The organism is Staphylococcus sp. NAM3COL9, assembly GCF_001431205.1.
GTDB lineage: Bacteria > Bacillota > Bacilli > Staphylococcales > Staphylococcaceae > Staphylococcus.
The window spans coordinates 16,634-36,682 of record NZ_LGPC01000016.1; the positions used below are offsets into that span (position 1 = coordinate 16,634).

20 protein-coding genes are annotated in these 20,049 nt (G+C 32.6%); 2 read left to right on the plus strand and 18 right to left on the minus strand.

Annotated elements, in window-relative coordinates; all coding sequences use genetic code 11:
* Positions 1 to 79: 79 nt before the first annotated feature.
* The 3 genes from ACA31_RS09700 to ACA31_RS09710 are packed head-to-tail and all read right to left on the minus strand — an operon-like array spanning position 80 to position 4,077.
* Positions 80 to 1,141, minus strand: coding sequence for an alanine/ornithine racemase family PLP-dependent enzyme (locus tag ACA31_RS09700; RefSeq protein WP_057513133.1), 1,062 nt, complete (start codon positions 1,139 to 1,141; stop codon positions 80 to 82).
* Positions 1,142 to 1,144: 3 nt separating this feature from the next.
* Entirely contained in the window at positions 1,145 to 2,902 is a 1,758-nt protein-coding gene (locus ACA31_RS09705) for an IucA/IucC family protein (RefSeq protein ID WP_057513134.1), read from the minus strand.
* The gene (locus ACA31_RS09710) at positions 2,899 to 4,077 is read right to left on the minus strand and encodes an MFS transporter (protein ID WP_057513135.1); all 1,179 of its coding nucleotides are present in this window, start codon (positions 4,075 to 4,077) and stop codon (positions 2,899 to 2,901) included. Before ACA31_RS09710 ends, ACA31_RS09705 begins: the two co-directional genes overlap by 4 nt.
* Positions 4,078 to 4,178: 101 nt before the next feature.
* Between ACA31_RS09710 and ACA31_RS09715 the strand changes: the two genes are divergently transcribed.
* On the plus strand, positions 4,179 to 6,134 hold the full coding sequence (locus ACA31_RS09715; RefSeq protein WP_057513136.1) for an IucA/IucC family protein: 1,956 nt from the start codon (positions 4,179 to 4,181) through the stop codon (positions 6,132 to 6,134).
* Between the two features lie 82 nt (positions 6,135 to 6,216).
* On the opposite strand, the gene ACA31_RS09720 is transcribed toward ACA31_RS09715, so the two are convergent.
* The 6 genes from ACA31_RS09720 to ACA31_RS09745 form a co-directional block, all read right to left on the minus strand.
* Positions 6,217 to 6,723, minus strand: a complete 507-nt coding sequence (locus ACA31_RS09720) for an Asp23/Gls24 family envelope stress response protein (protein WP_057513137.1) — start codon at positions 6,721 to 6,723, stop codon at positions 6,217 to 6,219.
* Positions 6,724 to 6,792: 69 nt separating this feature from the next.
* A complete protein-coding gene (locus ACA31_RS09725; protein ID WP_057513138.1) occupies positions 6,793 to 7,032 on the minus strand; it encodes a DUF2273 domain-containing protein in 240 nt (79 codons plus the stop codon).
* Positions 7,033 to 7,044: 12 nt separating this feature from the next.
* Entirely contained in the window at positions 7,045 to 7,581 is a 537-nt protein-coding gene (gene amaP / locus ACA31_RS09730; RefSeq protein WP_057513139.1) for an alkaline shock response membrane anchor protein AmaP, read from the minus strand.
* 126 nt (positions 7,582 to 7,707) lie between these two features.
* Positions 7,708 to 9,318, minus strand: coding sequence for a BCCT family transporter (locus ACA31_RS09735; protein WP_057513140.1), 1,611 nt, complete (start codon positions 9,316 to 9,318; stop codon positions 7,708 to 7,710).
* Positions 9,319 to 9,533: 215 nt separating this feature from the next.
* Positions 9,534 to 10,553 carry a zinc-binding alcohol dehydrogenase family protein gene (locus ACA31_RS09740; protein ID WP_057513141.1) on the minus strand — a complete coding sequence of 340 codons (1,020 nt, stop codon included), beginning with the start codon at positions 10,551 to 10,553 and terminating at the stop codon, positions 9,534 to 9,536.
* 21 nt (positions 10,554 to 10,574) lie between these two features.
* Positions 10,575 to 11,582 carry an NADP-dependent oxidoreductase gene (locus ACA31_RS09745; protein WP_057513142.1) on the minus strand — a complete coding sequence of 336 codons (1,008 nt, stop codon included), beginning with the start codon at positions 11,580 to 11,582 and terminating at the stop codon, positions 10,575 to 10,577.
* A gap of 147 nt (positions 11,583 to 11,729) precedes the next feature.
* On the opposite strand from ACA31_RS09745, the gene ACA31_RS09750 reads away from it, so the two are divergent.
* On the plus strand, positions 11,730 to 12,731 hold the full coding sequence (locus tag ACA31_RS09750; RefSeq protein ID WP_057513143.1) for an LLM class flavin-dependent oxidoreductase: 1,002 nt from the start codon (positions 11,730 to 11,732) through the stop codon (positions 12,729 to 12,731).
* Between the two features lie 68 nt (positions 12,732 to 12,799).
* Here the strand turns inward: ACA31_RS09750 and ACA31_RS09755 are convergent, their stop codons facing one another.
* From ACA31_RS09755 to ACA31_RS09795, 9 genes are all read right to left on the minus strand, one after another.
* On the minus strand, positions 12,800 to 13,678 hold the full coding sequence (locus tag ACA31_RS09755) for an alpha/beta hydrolase (protein ID WP_057513144.1): 879 nt from the start codon (positions 13,676 to 13,678) through the stop codon (positions 12,800 to 12,802).
* A 212-nt stretch (positions 13,679 to 13,890) separates the two neighbouring features.
* Positions 13,891 to 14,283, minus strand: a complete 393-nt coding sequence (rpsI, locus tag ACA31_RS09760; protein WP_057513145.1) for a 30S ribosomal protein S9 — start codon at positions 14,281 to 14,283, stop codon at positions 13,891 to 13,893.
* Positions 14,284 to 14,302: 19 nt separating this feature from the next.
* Positions 14,303 to 14,740, minus strand: a complete 438-nt coding sequence (gene rplM, locus ACA31_RS09765) for a 50S ribosomal protein L13 (protein ID WP_057513146.1) — start codon at positions 14,738 to 14,740, stop codon at positions 14,303 to 14,305.
* A gap of 207 nt (positions 14,741 to 14,947) precedes the next feature.
* Complete coding sequence (gene truA, locus ACA31_RS09770; RefSeq protein ID WP_057513147.1) at positions 14,948 to 15,751, minus strand: tRNA pseudouridine(38-40) synthase TruA; 804 nt, start codon at positions 15,749 to 15,751, stop codon at positions 14,948 to 14,950.
* A gap of 6 nt (positions 15,752 to 15,757) precedes the next feature.
* A complete protein-coding gene (locus tag ACA31_RS09775) occupies positions 15,758 to 16,564 on the minus strand; it encodes an energy-coupling factor transporter transmembrane component T family protein (RefSeq protein ID WP_057513148.1) in 807 nt (268 codons plus the stop codon).
* Positions 16,554 to 17,417 (minus strand): energy-coupling factor transporter ATPase, encoded by an 864-nt coding sequence (locus tag ACA31_RS09780; RefSeq protein ID WP_057513149.1) that lies wholly within the window; start codon positions 17,415 to 17,417, stop codon positions 16,554 to 16,556. Before ACA31_RS09780 ends, ACA31_RS09775 begins: the two co-directional genes overlap by 11 nt.
* Positions 17,414 to 18,223 (minus strand): energy-coupling factor transporter ATPase, encoded by an 810-nt coding sequence (locus tag ACA31_RS09785; RefSeq protein ID WP_057513150.1) that lies wholly within the window; start codon positions 18,221 to 18,223, stop codon positions 17,414 to 17,416. The genes ACA31_RS09780 and ACA31_RS09785 overlap by 4 nt, the downstream gene beginning before the upstream one ends.
* Positions 18,224 to 18,710: 487 nt before the next feature.
* On the minus strand, positions 18,711 to 19,079 hold the full coding sequence (gene rplQ, locus ACA31_RS09790) for a 50S ribosomal protein L17 (RefSeq protein ID WP_002506986.1): 369 nt from the start codon (positions 19,077 to 19,079) through the stop codon (positions 18,711 to 18,713).
* Between the two features lie 18 nt (positions 19,080 to 19,097).
* Positions 19,098 to 20,042 (minus strand): DNA-directed RNA polymerase subunit alpha, encoded by a 945-nt coding sequence (locus ACA31_RS09795; RefSeq protein ID WP_057513151.1) that lies wholly within the window; start codon positions 20,040 to 20,042, stop codon positions 19,098 to 19,100.
* Between the last annotated feature and the right edge of the window lie 7 nt (positions 20,043 to 20,049).

Here is a 20,049-nt window from a genome sequence, read left to right on the forward strand (position 1 = left end):
GATATGTATATTTACATATCTAATTCTATTGATAATGATTATCGGTGTCAATAAAAATTTTAAAAACTTTTGTTGAAATTTATATTCTATTTGATTTTCGGACATTAAAATTGTAACAAAGGCTTTCAATCACTTTATCTTCGGTATAGTGCTTCTCTAAATTTGGCATATACATGCTTTGGGCTAATGCTTTATAGCCTAAGCTAAATTGAACTTTATCCCCAATTTGATAATGGTCTTGATTTAATAAGTCAATCATAACATGATCGCTTGTTCCCCCCACTACTTTAACATAATGATGAAGTGGTTTAATATCTTCAACGAATGTATCTAGATTACCAATATCGACAATGGCTTGCAAATATTGTTTTCCTGTTAAAATATCAATGCGAGGTTTAATTTCTACAATTTCCGCTTCTAAAATAATAGCATCTTGATATAATGATGCGATGGGGTGATTAGTTGTTGTCTCAACTCCTCTAAAGAGCGTTTCGCCAATTCTCAACTCATTTATCTTACCCATATCTTGATAAAGCATTTGTGGTAACATACTAGAATTTCCACCGGAAATTATTTTGAAACGCATATGTGTTTCAATTTCAACTGAATCAACAAATTGATTGATCAGCGCCACATCTTCTTCTGTGGGAATAACTGATTGAAAGCACATGAAATTAAAAGCTAATCCAATCACATTAATATGATCCATTTGCATAATTTTATTAATATTATCAACAATATCATACGTAAGTATGCCCTCTCTTGAATCCTTCCAATCAACCATAAGTAGTATCTGATGCTTAACTTGTTGTTGACTTGCTATTTCATTCAACCGCTGAATCGTTGCCATTTCAGTTTGGATACTTATATCAGTAAACCTCACGACATCTTCAAGTTCATTCTGGCTTGCTGTTCTAATCATTGTAAATGATAAATTATTATCAGAGCTCTTAGTAATATTTTCTATACGTGCATCAGCAAAATGTGTTATGCCTACACGTTTTAATGTTTCCACAATTTGACTATCTCCACCAACACATTTAATAACTGGTGTAAATTGTATATGATTCTGTTGAAAAATTGATAACAATATTTGGGCGTTATATTTTATTTTTGATAAATTTATCTTTATTTCAGCCATCTACTACACCTCTTTATATATCGGATTCCTTAAATCTACCGTTACATATTGTTTTACCTTACTTTCCATTCTCATACGTAAAAGTGCTTTGACAGTTATCGTAGGACCAAATAATACTTGTTTTAATTTTTGTGCATGGGCTTTATTTGGATCTATTGCATTCTCAACAATATCACCTACTATTTCAAATAATGTTGCTTCTGGCACTAATTCATATTGAACAAAATGATGTATAAGTTCTGCAATTTGATTTTGTATGACGGCATGTTGGAACTTTGCAATAACTGCGTCAATATTTTCTGCGATTAAACTGGTGTTTGTGATATCAATATTAGGCTCCTTATTTTTTAAAGTTGTTAAATCAATTCTAGATCCTCCTAAATCCCTGATAGAAAACTTCATTTGATAGTTTGGACCAAGATTAACAATTGTATTTTGCATATGTGCTTCCAAGGCAATACCATAGTCTTGAATATATGCTATTAAAGGTTCTATCAACGTTTTGCTATACTGCCATATAAACTTTTTGATTGACGTTTCTTTTACACCATCACTCACCCAATTTAAGTAACTATCTACGGTTATATTATTATCAATTGGATTTTTATTAACTAAACTAGCAGTTACTAGAGTTGTCCCATTATCTGGAATATACGGCTGATGTCTAACAATACATGCTAGATGTCGTGCGATATCGGGTTCCGTTTTAGCGTGAATACCAAAGGGTTCCATAGCTACCTGTAACTCTGGATAAATACTTAACATATCTTGTAATTCATAGCTTAATTTCGGACCATCAACCGTAGTTACGCTAGACACTGTTCTTACAGCACTAGTTGCTTGTATATTAACTGGTAATTTAATATGAAATGGCTTATGGATTAATTGCATTGTTCGAAAAGACAATGTTGCCTTTGATTCAACTTCAAAAGGCGTCGGTAATAATCTTTTTTCAACTATCCAATCTGCAAATTTATGCGCAATCACATTATCATATTGCCATGGATGTATAAGTATCACTCTATAGTCATTTAATTCTAATTCATGTGGGGCTATAAATGCCTTTAATTTATATCGATATTCAGGAACCACAACATTTAGCATATATTCAGGATCGTCTTCCATAGACGTAGTTACACAGTATGCTTTATGGATAAGCATTACTTTTAATGGAATTATTTTTTCAAATTCAGGTGCATAGTGTTTCACTTCTTCAACTGTTAAAGGTAGTTTTGTTTTAGATAAAGGATGTGTAGGATGTCCTTCAACTACGAGACTCTCAGAATAATTTAAATCATTAATTTGTTCCAAAGCGACCATATGTTGTAGCCATGAGAAAAAATTAATTGTTTCTGGCATCTTAGAAAACTTTAATGTAGCGTGTATCAATGATTGTCTTTGTTCAAAATGTTCATAGGTTAACGCAAAGCCCTCTCTACTCGATAGCAACTCATCTATTAACCGACTACTTATTGAAATATTAAAATAAGTTTCTAAAATTTCAAACAATTCCTCTAACGACTTAATAAATATTTGTGATTTACCTTTAATATACGAAATTTCACCATAAAACTCATAACGTTCCATAGCACTTTTTCTGGTTTTATTTAATTGCAACGCTTGGCCTTTATATTGTATCTCAACACAATAACCATATTCTTTAAAGAACATATTGTCTGAAAAAATTTGCTCTTTAATCATTGCGTTAATAATACGATATTGTACATTTCTATCTGCCAATTGCCATGTTTCATGCATCATACAGTACTTCCTCCATTTTTTCTTTGCCTTCTAGTAATTACACTGAATAACAATGCTATGACAAATGTGCTTGTTCCCATGATAATAAATGTTTCTATAATACCTATAAGTTCCGCTAAAAAACTCATAATCATTGCTCCTAATGGAATCATACCTCTATCCATCATCACTACACTAAGAATCTTCCCTCTATGTTCAGGTTCTACTCGAAGCTGAAAGTATATTCTATTGGTCGTACGTGCCCATTGGCTAAATAAGCCTATAAAAAATAAAGCCGTAAATAGTAAATATATATTACTACTAACGGTGCAGAGTAACGCAAAGCCAAATAATATAGAACTGATATAGTACATTTTAACCATAGATATTTTTTCCAAAATATTAGGTAAAACTATTGTTGCTATAATGCCCCCTATTGCACAGCATGTCATAGCACTACCAAATATTGTCACTTGATTTGGAAATGTCTTATCAGTTAATACTGGCAAAAGCGTAGTATATGTAAAGCCAGTTGCCATAATTAAAAGTGATGTTACAAATATTCTAGCGCCTACTTGATTATCTTTAAAATAGTCTATAACATATCTGAAACTCACTTCTGAAGATACTTTTGATAACATATTCTGACTGAACGATAAAGGCAAGCACAGTAGTAACGATATGAAATAACAAATCGCTTGCACACTAAAACTAATTTGTGCATTATAAGTAGCCATAATAAATCCGGCTATTGCTGGACCAATTGAGCGACAAATATTAATAATAAACGAATGATAAGCCACGGTTTGGGTCGTTGTTAAACGATGAGTTAAATCTGGTAACACCGCTTGACGCACCGGCGTTTCTATTGCGCTCATTATGCCACGTCCTAAGGAATATAACAAAAAAACAATTATAGGTAACTGTTCACTTTGAAATGTTAAAATACACAATATAGTTGTTAGAATAAATGAAGAGGTTATTGATATTTTCAATAATTTCCCTCTATCACATCTATCGGCTAAGCTCCCAGCCCATACACTTATGAGTAGAATAGGTACGAGTCGAAAAAAATTAATCAATCCTAAATAAATTGCGTTATGATATATAGTAAACACATACCAGTTTAGCGTAATTTGGCCAATCCAATTTCCTAAGAACAGTAGGAAAGAACTAGGGAAAAAATACTTTGCCATAAAATTCCTCCTGTTTTTAATTGATAATGGTTATCATTATCGATATTATGGATTATACAAATATATTACACATTTGTAAAATAATTTTTTAGAGGTGCATTATGAATTACAAAAAAGATGATAGCAATTTAATTGTGGATCTAACAAATGACGAAGCATATGCTTTGTCTTATTTACACGGTACAAACTCGGAGTGGGCAAACGCTTTTAAAAATGTATTATTAAAAAGTCGTGATAAAATTTCACAACGTTTAATCACTTCTTTACATAGAGAAGATTTAGTTCATAGTCGAGAAAACAGTCAGATTATAGCTACAAGACAGCTAGACTTTAACATCGAAATGCCACAACCTTATGTATTAAAAATAGTTTTTCCAAATGACAAAAAAACACTATATGCACCCATTTCGGGTCAACATGCATTCGATAGAATTGATGTTGAAGGGCCTTTTTATTTTGAATGCAATAGTAGATTAGAACGTATTTTACATCCTAATGAAATATTGGATTCTATCTTAATAGAATCACCTGTTTTAGATAATGATGCTAGCAATCAATTTAAAGACGATATGAATAATAGTGTCGCAAATATGGCGATTGCACTTAGTTATCAATTAATCACATTATCAATAAATAATGAACCGCTTTTAGAATTAATTATAAATGAAAAGGATAGTTATTTACGCTCTGAACAAGCAGTCATTGAAGGTCATCCATTACACCCTGGCGCAAAATTACGCAAAGGTATGACACCCCAAACAGCAATTGAATATTCGTCCGAATTTGCTAATGAGATTAGCATGAAATTTATTTTAATACATTGCGACATTGCTAAAGTTCAAACATTAACAAAAGCATATAACGATACTATTTTTACATTATTTGAAGGATTGTATGAGGTAGTTTGTAATACGATAAGCAGAGATGAAATAGAGTCATATTATGTCATGGCAGTCCATCCATGGCAATACGATGCTGTATTAGCAAGCGATTATGCGAATGAACTTAAAAAGCAACAACTGATTCCTTTAGATTATACTTTAATTTACTTTGCCGGTTTATCTTTTAGAACATTGATGCCGCATTACCCAGAGACTGCACCACATATTAAATTATCTACAAATGTTCATATCACCGGTGAAATACGCACCTTATCTGAACAAACAACCTTTAATGGACCGCAAGTCACAGCGATAATAAACAAAATAAAAAAGCATGATCCTTTGTTTAGTAATATTAATGCAGATACAATCGATGAATTAGCTGGTATCCATTTTTATAATAAGGAAGATACGTCTGGTAAACAAATTGTAAAAAGTGAACAATTAGGCTCACTATTTAGAGAAAATATTTATAATTTAATCGCTCCAAATACAACGCCGATGATACCTTCCAGCTTAGTTGCTCAATACGCAAACAATCAAGAGACACCAATCGTGACACTGATCAAGAAATATACTAATACTCATAACTTTAAAAATTATGAAGATGCATGTATCGATTGGATGCAACATTATAGTCAAGCACTAATTGATTTAGCGCTCCCATTATATGCAAAATATGGTATTGCGTTGGAGGCTCATTTACAAAATTCGATTGCCTCATTCAAGGAGGACGGTTTAATTCACACGTTATACATACGTGATTTCGAAGGACTGCGCATCGACAAAAACTATTTAAATCAAATGGGGTATAGTACAAGCAATTTCCATGAAAAATCTTTAATCCTTACGGATCAATCGCAAACTGTCTTTAATAAAATGTTTTATTCTAGTATCCAGAACCATCTTGGCGAATTAATTTTGACCATAGCCCAATCAAGTAATAACAAAAATTTAGAACAAAACATTTGGTCTATGATAAGTGATATTATATTTAAAAAGTTACAGGAAATTGAAAATTCAATGAATAATACACCTAGAATCAATGATATACAATCCATTTTATTTGCTCCTAAAATTGACTATAAATGTGTAACAACCATGAGACTTAAAGATGAAGCCGATTACTATACTTATATTCAAGTCAATAATCCTCTATATCGTATATTAGATTAATACTTACACTTAAAATACAAAATAAAAATACCGATAAAGCATAAGCTTTATCGGTATTTTTTATTAAAATGAATGTTCTTAACTATTGTAAGCCTTTTTCCTCGTTATTTGAGTTTTGGCTTTTTTCATTTTTTTGAGACCATTCTTTTTTAGTCATTACATCTTCAACGCGCATGTTAACTTCAACTACGTCAAGACCAGTAATATATTTAACTTGTTCTTTAACTAAGTCTGTTACTTTACGGAAGATTTTAGGTGCTGACTCACCGTATTCTAATATCACTTTCAAATCAACAGCTGCTTGTTTTTCTCCAACTTCAACGCTTACGCCTCGTGAAACGTTCTCGTTGCTTCCGAATGAGTTAGAAATACTATCGACGAATCCGCCTTTCATTTCTAAAATACCACTTACTTCACGCGCTGCGATTCCTGCAATTTTTTCAATTACTTCATCAGAAAATGATAGTTTATTTGAAAATTGTGGTTCTTGTTCTTGTTTTTGTTCTTGTTGTTGCTTTTGTACTTCTTGTTCATTAACTCCAGTTTGATTATTATATGCTTGTTTTGCTTTATTATTATCTACTGCCATATTAAAATCTCCTTTGTCTTCTCAATTTTTAAAAATATAATTTTAAGTCATTTTCAATCTTTGGAAATACTAACTCCATCGATTTAAGAAATTTAAAAAGTCTTGCTTACGGTCTTTAGTATACCCGATTGCAATTCCAATCAAACATAATATTAAGATTAATATTGTACTCCAGAAACCTAGTGTTAAGAATAATATTGCGATAATCAAGAATGCTAAGAATCCAATGATTCTCCATTTAAATACTTTTAAGAAATCAACAACTTCTTGTGTAGAATCTTGTCCATTTTGGTGATTATTATTAGCCATGATAACCCTCCCTTACAACACACGTTTGCCTGAGGTTTTTTGATCTCTAACGTTGACCTCTAGTTTTGATACTGGTAATTCAGTAAAGTGTTCTACGTTCTGCTTAATGTCATTTCTAATTTCTTCCGTTAACGATTTAACTTGAACATCACCTGGTACAAAAAAATCTGCTTTCAAAGCAATATGTGATTTTTTCTTCTTGTTATACAATTTAGCAATCACATTCGGTTGACGAATTTGTTCATATTGTACAAGTGTATCGTATGCTGATTTTTCAATTGCTTTTCTCGATACATAAATATGACCATCGTTGAAATCTTTGTAAAGTCCGGGTTTTCTATGCGTAGGTTTAAACAAGCTGAATAGTAGTATCAGACCAATTAAAATGAGTAACGCTGCCAAACCTATTAAGGTCGGTTCAAACCAATTAAACTTTGTTAAGTAATCTTGATACTGAGTAATTCTAGAATCTTTGATATACATAAACAGTAAAACACCAACAATTACTACAATTAAAAGTCCTAATATAAAATTTTTAAGTCGCTTCACCTCGTATGACACCTCCTATGTTTCTAAATTATGTACTTGTCATATAAGACTAATACCCTTAATAAAAATCTTAAAAACATTTTTATTGTATTTTTTAAATAATTTCTATGGCAAAATAAGTTTGCTCTAGTTATTTCTGTTCTGATTTTCAGTCGTTTCTATTTCTTTATTGTCTTTCGCTTCTATATCGTCTTGATTTGCTTTACGATATTGTAAAAGCTGATTATCCGTGACAAGTAATTTATTGCTAGGTCTCGGCTTTTCTATAGCTAAGGATTTAAAGAGTGAACATATCATTAATATAATGACGATGGAGAATGGTAAGGCTGCGATAATTAACAGGTTTTGAATCGATTGTGTTCCTCCTGTGTAAATCATAATCATTGCAAATAATGCTAAAATAATGCCCCAACTGACTTTGACTAAACCAGAAGGATTAATACTACCCTTAGAACTCAACATACCTAATACATATGTTGCTGAGTCAGCTGATGTTACAAAGAAAATCATAATGACTATGAGTGTAATAATACTCAATGTAAATCCTAATGGGAAATGTTCCAGCGTAGCAAATGTCGCTGTTTCAGTTGCCTCTTTCGCGATATTCGCAATACCATTTTGTTGTAAGTAAATTGCTGATGCACCAAATACTGCGAAAAATAGGAAACATACAAGTGCTGGTACAAATAGCACACCTAATATAAATTCTTTAATTGTTCTACCACGAGATACACGAGCGATAAAGATTCCAACAAATGGAGCCCATGAAATCCACCAAGCCCAATAAAAAATCGTCCATTGTTGTAGCCATTGGAATTTTTCGCCACTTGATTGCGGTATACGTAAACTCATCTTAAAGAAATTAGCAATATAATCTCCTAATGAATTGGTAAATGTATTTAAAATCGTTAGTGTAGGTCCTACACAGAACAATAGGAGTAATACAATGAACGCTAACGCCATATTAATATTGCTTAAGTTCTTAATACCTTTATCAATTCCTGACCAAGCCGACCAAGTAAATAATAGAGTTGCTATGATAATGATAATAACTTGAGTCACAAAATTAGAAGGTATTTCAAATAAGAAGTTCAACCCTTCATTGATTTGTAACGCACCAAAACCAAGGGTTGCAGCAACACCCGTTACAGTAGCGATAATTGCAAGGACATCAATTGCCCCACCGATAGGACCTTTCATCATTTTACTACCTAAAACAGGTATGAGCGTAGCGCTGACTAATCCCGGATAACCTTTGTGGAAATTAAAGTACGCAAAAACGAGGCCCACGATACCATATACAGCCCATGCATGCACGCCCCAGTGAAAGAATGAAAATTGCATCGCATCATTAATTGCAGTTTGCGTTCCTGCTTTATGTAATGGGGTTAAAGTAAATGCATGACTGATAGGTTCAGAAGTTGTCCAAAAGACTAAACCAATCCCCATACCTGCACTAAATAACATTGCGAACCATGATTTTAATGAAAATTCAGGATCTTCGCCTTCTTCACCTAATGTAATAGATGAATATCTAGAAAATAATAGATAAATACATACAATTAATATAACTAATACAAGTAATAAATAATACCACCCAAAAGTAACTGCTATAAAATTCGTTATAGTTTGAGTAACTGATTCTAATTGTTTCGGTAATATTGCACCATAGAGTACAAATAACGTACAGATAGCTAATGCCACCCAAAATACTACCGCCATTTTTTTTAAATGCATAACAAAAATACACACTCCCTTTACTTTATGTAACATACATACCCTATCATACTTAATATATTCTATATTTGTAACCATTTTTAAAGATTATAAAAACTTATTTAAATACTATTATTCGATTTATTAAAGATTAAATTATAATAAAATTACATATTTAAAAGCCTTCCAATTATTCACCCATGAAGTAATTGGAAGGCTTATCTAGCATTTATAAGTTATGATCCTTGATTGAGTTTAATTACTAATTTACCAATCATGTTTTCATTTTCAAGTTTCGTATGTGCATCGAACAGACTATTTGCTGTTAGACCATCTATCACTTTACTTAATGTAGGTTGATATACACCCGATTCTATTTTTTTAGAAATATCCGTTAAATAATCACGATGTAAAGTCATATCTTCAGTCTCATGTAGTGGTCTTGAATACATATATTCATGTGTAAATGTAATACTTTTGTCTTTTAGTAGGTTTAAATCTTGTTTGTTTTTAAAAGCAACAATGGTTGCAATGATTCCTCTTGTTTTTACGAGTTCTATCATTTTTTCATAGTATTGGTCTGTATCAAACGTACAGAAAATGTAATCAACTTCGCTTATTTCATATTTTTCAAACTCTTTAATTAAATCATTTTTATGATTTAACACAATATCTGAACCCATATCTTTAGACCAATTATACGTTTCTTCTCGTGAAGCGGTTGTGATGACATGTAGTCCATGGTGTTTGGCTATTTGTGTTGCAATACTTCCTACACCACCTGCACCATTGATAATTAAAATAGACTTACCTTTATTATCTTCTGGGTTATGTGAAATTTTAAATACATCAAATAACGTCTCTGAAGCAGTGAGTCCTGTTAAAGGTAAACTTGCAGCTTCAGTAGCACTTATATTTTTAGGTTTTTTAGCAACAAGACGCTCGTCAACAAGTTGATATTCTTGATTAGAACCTTGATATGCTGGAGAACCAGAATAAAACACTTCGTCACCAACTTTAAAATGATTAATCTCCTCACCTATCGCTTCTACAACACCAACAGCATCAAAGCCTAAAACTCGTGGTGGTTGGTCAACAGGAGACTGTCTTATTTTCGTATCTACAGGATTAATGCTCATAGCTTGTACACGTACTAAGAGCTCGTATTGTGTTGGTTCAGGTCGTTCAACTTCAAATTCATAGAACTGATTTCCTTCATCTAGATTAAAACGAGTATCTGCACCTATTGCTTTCATATAACATATCCCCTTTAATGTTTAGATATTGTCTGACACCTGTATAACTTGTTTGCCAAAGTTATCGCCTGTAAATAAGTTTCTAAATGCCTCTGGTATATTTTCAAATCCGTTCATGACTGACGTTTTTGTTTTTATTTTATCTTCTTGTACCCACTGTGCAAGTTGTTTACTCGCATTTGCGAAATCATCTGCATAATTTGCCACAATAAACCCTTTCATTAACGCTTGTGATTTTATGAGTATAGGTTGAATACGTGGTCCGTGTTCAATCGTTGTATCATTGTAACCAGAAATTGCTCCACAAACAGGAATTCTAGCAAATTGATTTAAGTGTTTCATTACTTCGTCAGCAATCGATCCACCTACGTTTTCATAGTATACATCTACACCATTTGGTACTGCTTTAGCAAATTGTTCTGAAAAATCATCTGATTTATAATCTACACTCACATCAAAACCTAATGTTTCTGTTAAGTATGTTGTTTTTTCAGGGCCACCTGCAATGCCTACAACATAAGCACCTTTTAATTTAGCAATTTGCCCTACCACAGAACCAACTGCGCCAGATGCAGCAGATACTACAACTGTTTCGCCTTCTTTCGGTTGTCCAATTTTTAATAGACCATGATACGCTGTTTGACCAGGCATTCCTAATACACTTAAATATAAATGTAGTGGAACATCTGTATTAGATACTTTAATAACATGCTTTGCTGGAACATTGCTTAGTTTTTGCCAAGGTAATTGACCAGTAACAATGTCACCTTTTTCAAAATCATCTGCTTCTGATTCAATGACTTTACCAACAACATGTCCTGATAAAGGTTCATCAATTTGGAATGGTTTGATATAAGAATCACTATCATCCATACGCCCACGCATATATGGATCTACTGATATATATAACGCTTCTATTTGAATTTCATCTTTTTTCGGCACATCTATTTCAACAGTTTCATATTTAAATACCTCATCTGAAGGAATGCCTTCAGGTCTCTTTGCTAATACGATTTGTTCTGTATTCATTATATTGCCTCCATTCGCTATTTCCTTTCATTTTATAGTGATACAGCTTTGCAATCAATCAAATCGCTTATTCAGCTCTATATGGCTATGTTATGCTTACTTTAAATTCATATACTGACTAATGTAAAAGAATAAGGAGATATTTAAGTGAAACTAAGTATTTTAGACTATGTTCCAATTTTTGAAGGCCGCAACCCGACACAAGCTTTAAATCATACCATTGAATTAGCTCAATTAGCTGAGTCATTAGGCTTTTATCGCTACTGGGTTGCAGAGCATCATCAAGTGTTCTCTGTGGCCTCTAGTGCGCCTGAAATGGTTATGATGTCACTCTTAGAACAAACCACTTCCATTCATATTGGAAGTGGCGGTATTATGCTGCCTCATTATAGTGCATATAAAATTGCAGAACAATTTAAATTAATGGAAGCACGTCACCCTGGACGCGTCGATTTAGGGACAGGACACTCGCCTAGCTTTAAAAATGTAAATCATGCTTTAAATGAAACTAAAACAAAAGATATAAGTTATAAAACACAAATTAATGATTTAATACATTATTTTAATGGTGACAATACTCATGATCATCGTTTTAAAGGGTTACATGCAACGCCATTAATCGATACAAAACCAAGTATGTATATATTAGGTATGAGTAAACAAAGTGCTACAATTGCTGCAGAAAAGGGATTACCTTTCGTGGTTGCGCTAATGGGTCAAGCTAACCATAATACTGAAAATGTTATTAATCATTATCGTCATTTATTTAAAAAATTTCATCCTGAAAGCGAATCTTATGTCATTATCTCTACGTTTGTAATTACAGCAGAAAATCAATCACAAATTACTCAATTAGAGTATGCATTTCATTTATGGTTAATACGCATTGGTTATTTGAATCAGCCTGAATTTTATCCTTCAATTGAATCAGCAATGAATCGACAACTGTCAACACGTGAACAAGATAAAAAGAATCATAATCAAAATAGAGTGATTTCAGGTTTACCTGATGATATTATGAAAGAATTGAATGATGTTACTTTAAGATTTAATGCTGACGAAATTATGATTCAACCACACGTTTTTGGTGAAACACACCGAAAAACATTGTTAGAGTTAATTGCTAAGCAAAACATGACAGAATATTAAATAAAACAACATATCAACCAAATTTAACTTAATGGTTGATATGTTGCTATTTTGCATGATATTTTAATCTAAAGATCTTTATCCCATAAGAATCCATTTATTTTATCTTGCACTTTTTTATTATTTGCTAGTTTCCCATGCTCTGCATTAGGGCCCTGCACTTTAAATTCTTCATATGATTTTACATTGTCACCTAATAAATATTTTAATGATTTTGAAGATACATTCGTCACCCTACCATCTGAATCAGTGCCATCTTCTATATCTCCATATATATTTAATACATTTACGTTATCAGGATATTTATGTTTCATAGCTCTTAATTCTTTATAATCATCCATCATTTTATTAGGTTTACCATTTTTATCTAATTCAACATTTAATTTTTTGCCATCTACATCTACCTTACCATTAAAGTTTCCAGCTAAATTTACTACTTTGTTTAAAGTTGGTAGTTGTTCATCGTCTCCATAATTTAACATATAGTAACTAAATGACTTATTACTCATAGAATGTGCAACAAAATTAAATTTTTCAAAGTTATATTGATAGTTTGTTGCAACGATGGCATTTCTTATCCATTTCGCATTTTTTTCTACATTTTCATTATTATTATCTTCTAACTTAATTTTAATAATTGGATACTTGGATTTACTCGTTAAATTTCCATCGAATGTCACCTTTCCATCTGTTGAAACATAGGCCTGAATAACCTCTTTTGAGGCACCTGACTTAATAGCTGAATTTACTAGAAAATTCCCCGAATCTGCTGACCCTTTATATCCATGAAGGTAAAATGTAGGTATTGCTTCCTCGGAATCACTTCTGACAGGATATTCGTTATTTCCATAATATTTAATTACTAAAAACACTACACTTAATAAGGCAACGAGCAAAACGATAAGTAGTACTGTATAAAAATTACGAGAGTTCTTTTTATATTCCATGTAATCACGCCCTATATTATAAAGTTATTTTCTTTAATTACCCAACATCTTATCATACTTAACGTTTTAAAATAAAATTTTATTTTGTAATACAAAAAAGCACTCTCCAATATAATTGGAAAGTGCTTTTTAATATCGAACACAAATTGTCTACACTAATTTGCGTACTGTATCTGGAAGCAAAAAAATTCGCAACAGTTGCAGTAGTAATATTAACGTTTTGAGAATTGTGGTGAACGACGAGCTTTTTTAAGACCTGGTTTTTTACGTTCTTTCATACGAGGATCACGAGTAAGTAATCCAGCGCGTTTTAAAGAACCTCTGTATTCAGGATCTGCTTCTAATAATGCACGAGCAATACCGTGACGGATTGCTTGAGCTTGCCCAGTAAATCCACCGCCGTGAACGTTAACTAAAACATCATAGTTCCCTTTAGTTTCTGTAACATCAAACGGTTGGTTTATGTCTAAAATTAATGATTCAAATGGTAAGTAGCTACGTACATCGCTGCCGTTAACAGTAATGTTACCTTCACCTGGTACTAAACGTACACGTGCTACTGAGTTTTTACGACGGCCTGTGCCTCTATATTCAACTTGTGCCAATGTAATTTCCTCCTTTTAATTAACCACGTAACTCGTAGTTTTCTGGTTGTTGTGCAGCGTGTGGATGTTCAGCGCCACTATATACAAATAATTTTTTACCTTGTTTTTCGCCTAAACGCGTGCTTGGTAGCATACCTTTAATTGAATTTTCAAGTAAACGTTCTGGATTCTTAGCTTTTAACTCACCAGCAGAAATTGATTTGATTCCGCCTGGGTGGTTTGAGTGACGATAATACATTTTATCTTGCTCTTTGTTACCTGTAAAATGTATTTTTGAAGCGTTGACGATAATTACATAATCACCTGTATCAACGTGTGGTGTATAAGTTGCTTTATTTTTACCGCGTAAAATAGTTGCTACCTCTGATGATAAACGACCAAGTGTTTTATCTTCAGCATCAATAACATACCATTTGCGCTCAATGTTTGATTCATTAGCCATAAATGTTTGACGCATATAATTGTCCTCCTAGAATAAATAAATGTTTCTTGTTTAATAGTTATTACTTTTAAGTTTAGATGTCATTTATTTTGTTAATTTTTTGTTCTTGTTCTACGTGCTTCTATATCTTGTTACACAATAAGATTCCGGGGCTTATCGTGGGTGATATAAAACAATACCGTTAGTAATCGTATAATTTTTAAGCCATTTTGTCAATCTTATTTAATCATTTTGTGATGATTTTTTTTGATGTATTTTTATATCACTACCAAAGTCATTGATTAACGCTGAAGTTGTCAAATAAATCCGCTCTAAATATAATCCTTCTGATGGTGCAGTAAACGGAACCTGATTACGATCTTTCATCATTAAAAGCTCAGGTACCTCTTCAGGATTACGCTTTCCTTTTCCAACTTCTATTAGAAACGCCATAAGCACACGTACCATATTATATAGGAATCCTGAGCCTGTGACAATATAATCCAGACCATTTTCTGTAATTTTAATGCGACTTTCATATAACGTGCGAACTTTACTCTCTACTTCTGTTTTTTGTGAACAAAAACCCGTAAAATCATGCGTTCCTATAAATAATTGGGCTGCTCTATTCATTTTTTCAATATCCAATGAATCAGTAATATATGTTTTTAAACCACATTGAAAGGGATCCTTATGCTCAGATTGATAAATTCTATAACGATAAGACTTTGCAACACAATCATACCTACAATGAAAATCATCGTCGATGAAGGTTACATCATTTACATATACATCATCAGGCAAAGCGCGGTTCATTACGTACTTCCATTGTGACGCAGCGATGTTCAATTCTGTATCAAAATGAAAATATTGCTCTAGCGCATGGACTCCTTTATCTGTTCTGCTACTTGGGTTAATTCGCACATGACGTTTATGCATTCTTTTAAGTATTTTCTCAAACTGTTGTTGTACTGTTCTACCATTTTGTTGTATTTGAAAACCAAGAAACTGACTTCCTTGATATGAAATATTTACTAAAACACGCATCCTGCATTACACTCCTATATATTTTAAAACAAACAATATCACTGCTATCGGTATTAGTAATGTGAGTACTAATACATCTGGCCATCGCCATTGCAACTTACGATAACTCGTACGTTGTTTTTTAATATCGTAACCTCTTACTTCCATTGCGATAGCTAAGTCTTCTGCTCTTTGAAATGCAGAAATAAACAATGGTATTAATAATGGTATAAATGCTTTTACTCGATTAACCAACCCTCCAGCGCTTATTTCTGAGCCACGAGATTTTTGAGCTAAAATAATTTTATCTAACTCATTCATCAGTGTTGGTATAAATCGCAATGCTATCGACATCATCATACTCAATAGATGCACAGGTATTTTAACGAGTTTCAATGGTGAGAATAGCCTTTCAAATGCATCTGTTAAGTCAATTGGACTTGTCGTTAATGTTAATATCGTTGAAATCATAATGATGAACATTAGTCTCAAGACAATATAAATACCTTCTAAAATACCATGTGTATCGATAGAAATAATTGAAAGCTCAAATATTCTTGTACCACCTTTGGTTAGAAACAAATGCATGAGAAAGGTAAAGATGAGAAATATCCAAATTGGCGTCAATCCTTTTACTAAAAACCATAATTTAATATGGGCTAACTTCATGAAAACTAATATTAATAGAAACAACCAAAAATAAGTAGCAAACGAATGTGCAAAAAAGATTAATACAATAAAGAAGAAGACAAAGATCAATTTTGAACGTGGGTCCAAACGATGAATTATTGTATCTAACGGAAGATAGCGGCCTATGATAAACTTATCTCTCATGTTGTTGCCACTCCTTATACATTTCAATAAATTCTGCTTCAGTTAATGCAATTTTATTAAAATGATATTGATGTTTATCTTCAATATCTCTTTGCAATTTCACAATATTAGGTACATCTAAGTGCATTTGCTTCACATAATTCGTATCACTAAATAGTTTACGTGGCGCACATGAATCAATAAGTTTGCCATCGCTCATAATTTTAACTTCATCTACATATTTTGCTACATCATTCATTTCATGCGTTACAAGGATGATTGTTTTCTGCTGTTCTACTTGAAGTTTTTTTATTAACTCCATGATTTGTTTTCTACTTTTTGGATCAAGCCCTGCAGTAGGTTCATCTAAAATAACAATGTCTGGATTCATTGCCAGTATTGATGTAATTGCGATTTTTCTCATTTGCCCACCTGACATTTGAAAAGGAGACTGCTGCAATATATCCCTGTTAAACCCAAATTCTAATAGTAAACGAAATGCACGTTCTTTTACTTCGTTAAGAGGCATATTAAAGTTTTGAGGACCAAAAAGAATCTCTCGTTCAACTGAATCTTCGAATAGCTGTGACTCTGGAAATTGAAATACAACCCCTACTCGTTTACGTATTTGCTTTAAAATCTTATCTTTAGTCTTATGGGTGATTGTTATATCATTGACTTCTAACGCGCCACTAGTTGGCTTTAAAAGGCCATTGAAATGTTGAATCAATGTCGATTTACCTGAACCAGTTTGTCCTATCACAGCATAGTATTTCCCTTGTTCAAATGAAGTTACAATATTTTCCAATGCGAGATGCTCAAACGGAGTGCCATTTTGATATACATAACTAACTTGGTTAAAATGTACTGTCATAATTTTCTTACCAACCCTTCATAAGTTATGTAATCAGTAACACCTAATAACTGAGAATTCATCCGCATCGAAAATGGAAGGTCTAAACCAATCTTTGTGAGTTCCTTACCATCATTGAAAATTTCTTGTGGTAACCCAGTTTGATATACAGTACCTTCATTCAACACCACTACATGGTCAGCCTCTACTGCTTCTGACAAATCATGTGTAATAGAAATAATCGTAACATCTTTTTCCTCTTTTAAACGATGAATTAATGTCAGTAACTCATTTCTACCAGCAGGGTCTAACATAGATGTAGCTTCGTCTAATATAATGATATCTGTATTCAAAGCAAGAACCCCTGCAATTGCAACACGTTGCTTTTGGCCTCCTGAGAGAGACTGAGGTTCGTATGTAGCTCTATCTAACATTTCTACGTCAGCTAATGCTTCAGGCACAATCGTCTGCATGCTTTCATATGTAACACCATTATTTTCTAAACCAAATGCAACATCATACTCCACTGTAGAGCCGACAAATTGATTTTCAGGATTTTGGAACACGATGCCAATGTACTGTCTTAAGTAATTCAAATTATTTTCGTGAATTAATCTATTACGCAAATAAATATCACCATTAAATGGTGATTCTATGCCTATCATTAGTTTAGCAATAGTAGACTTACCTGAGCCATTATGTCCTACGATTGATGTCCATTTACCTTTTGGAATATCAAAAGATACGTCATTTAACGCAAATCGTTCATCACTATTATATTTAAATGAAACATGATTAAATGTAATAATATTATCTCGCGTTTTCATATCAATTGCCTCCAAAAATTTATATTCATCATTGTTGTATACTTAACCTATTTTACATGAAATTTTCTAAAGAAGCACTAGTAAAGTCTAAAGAAGCATTGCTATAAAGAAGTACTTTAAATATTTTATAAAATATTTCTTTTGTCATTTGCGCTTTAACATACATGTGACTCTAAAAAAACGCTCTAAACTCTGCTTTGATAATGATACCTTACGCATAAGCTTTAGATTAGCTATTCATCTTTTTACTAAAGCGTTAAGGTAGAGAGGGGCACAATTGATTTACAAATGCATAAGGCCCTCTCAATTCTGATAGAATTGAGAGGGCCTTATAAATAAAAAAAGCGCGCACCCCATCATATTTTTTGAGTTCACGCTTTAAAGTTTATTAAGTTTGATGGGGTACTCTGAGCTAGACAATATTTGTATGTGGCAAACATTATCGTTGCACTCATTTGCTTTATACATAGTAGTACGTATATTTAAATTAAACTAATTCGATAATTACTGATTCAGCTCCGTCACCACGACGAGGGCCTACTTTAAGAATACGAGTGTAACCGCCTTGACGTTCTGTATAACGTTCAGCAACTTCACCGAATAATTTTTGTAGTGCAGTTTGAATTGATTCATCATCATTTAAGATTTCAACATTACGTAAAGTTTTAGCAGCTTGACGACGAGAAGCTAAATCTCCTTTTTTACCTAAAGTGATTAATTTTTCAACAACACTACGTAGTTCTTTTGCACGTGCTTCTGTAGTTTCAACACGTTCACTAACGATAAGTGAAGTAGCTAAATCGCGTAACATAGCTTTACGTTGATCAGAAGTACGACCTAATTTTCTGTAACCCATGAGTTAACCTCCTTTATATTAATCTTCTTTTCTTAAGCCTAAACCTAAATCTTCAAGTTTATATTTAACTTCTTCTAAAGATTTACGACCTAAATTACGGACTTTCATCATGTCAGCTTCTGATTTATCAGCTAACTCTTGTACAGAGTTGATACCTGCGCGTTTTAAACAGTTGTAAGAACGAACAGATAAATCTAATTCTTCGATTGACATTTCAAGAACTTTTTCTTTTTGATCTTCTTCTTTTTCAATCATGATTTCAGCATTTTGTGCTTCATCAGTTAATCCAACAAAGATATTCAAATGTTCAGTTAAGATTTTTGCAGCTAATGAAACAGACTCTTGTGGCGTTATAGAACCATTAGTCCAAACATCTAACGATAATTTATCAAAATCACTACTTTGACCTACGCGCGTGTTTTCTACAGTATAGTTAACACGTTCTACAGGTGAATATAATGAATCAACTGGAATTACACCAATTGGTAAATCACTAGTGTTATTTTGTTCTGCTAATGCGTAGCCTCTACCTTTATTAGCAACTAGACGGATTTTTAAATGTCCACCTTTAGAAACAGTTGCAATTTTAATCTCAGGATTCAGTATCTCTACATCACTATCATGAGTAATGTCACTTGCAGTTACTTCGCCTTCATCTTTAACATCGATTTCTAAAGTTTTTTCTTCTTCAGAATAGATTTTTAATGCTAGTTTTTTGATGTTCATAATAATTGCAGAAACATCTTCAACAACATTATCTATAGCTGAGAATTCATGTAATACGCCTTCGATTTCAATGTATTTAACGGCTGCACCTGGTAATGAAGATAGTAGGATACGACGTAAGGAGTTTCCTAGTGTAGTACCGTAGCCACGTTCTAGTGGTTCAACAACGAACTTACCGAATTTAGCATCATCACTAATTTCAATTGTTTCAATTCTAGGTTTTTCGATTTCAATCATTTACAAA

Coding starts and splice junctions, on each gene's coding strand:
- ACA31_RS09715 (WP_057513136.1), top strand. CDS start 4,179: ATGAATTACAAAAAAGATGATAGCAATTTAATTGTGGATCTAACAAAT.
- ACA31_RS09740 (WP_057513141.1), bottom strand. CDS start 10,553: ATGAAAGCAATAGGTGCAGATACTCGTTTTAATCTAGATGAAGGAAAT.
- ACA31_RS09700 (WP_057513133.1), bottom strand. CDS start 1,141: ATGGCTGAAATAAAGATAAATTTATCAAAAATAAAATATAACGCCCAA.
- ACA31_RS09720 (WP_057513137.1), bottom strand. CDS start 6,723: ATGGCAGTAGATAATAATAAAGCAAAACAAGCATATAATAATCAAACT.
- ACA31_RS09795 (WP_057513151.1), bottom strand. CDS start 20,042: ATGATTGAAATCGAAAAACCTAGAATTGAAACAATTGAAATTAGTGAT.
- ACA31_RS09745 (WP_057513142.1), bottom strand. CDS start 11,582: ATGAATACAGAACAAATCGTATTAGCAAAGAGACCTGAAGGCATTCCT.
- ACA31_RS09780 (WP_057513149.1), bottom strand. CDS start 17,417: ATGACAGTACATTTTAACCAAGTTAGTTATGTATATCAAAATGGCACT.
- ACA31_RS09735 (WP_057513140.1), bottom strand. CDS start 9,318: ATGCATTTAAAAAAAATGGCGGTAGTATTTTGGGTGGCATTAGCTATC.
- rplM (WP_057513146.1), bottom strand. CDS start 14,740: ATGCGTCAAACATTTATGGCTAATGAATCAAACATTGAGCGCAAATGG.
- ACA31_RS09705 (WP_057513134.1), bottom strand. CDS start 2,902: ATGATGCATGAAACATGGCAATTGGCAGATAGAAATGTACAATATCGT.
- ACA31_RS09725 (WP_057513138.1), bottom strand. CDS start 7,032: ATGGCTAATAATAATCACCAAAATGGACAAGATTCTACACAAGAAGTT.
- truA (WP_057513147.1), bottom strand. CDS start 15,751: ATGCGTGTTTTAGTAAATATTTCATATCAAGGAAGTCAGTTTCTTGGT.
- ACA31_RS09775 (WP_057513148.1), bottom strand. CDS start 16,564: ATGAGAGATAAGTTTATCATAGGCCGCTATCTTCCGTTAGATACAATA.
- ACA31_RS09710 (WP_057513135.1), bottom strand. CDS start 4,077: ATGGCAAAGTATTTTTTCCCTAGTTCTTTCCTACTGTTCTTAGGAAAT.
- rplQ (WP_002506986.1), bottom strand. CDS start 19,079: ATGGGTTACAGAAAATTAGGTCGTACTTCTGATCAACGTAAAGCTATG.
- ACA31_RS09785 (WP_057513150.1), bottom strand. CDS start 18,223: ATGAAAACGCGAGATAATATTATTACATTTAATCATGTTTCATTTAAA.
- ACA31_RS09755 (WP_057513144.1), bottom strand. CDS start 13,678: ATGGAATATAAAAAGAACTCTCGTAATTTTTATACAGTACTACTTATC.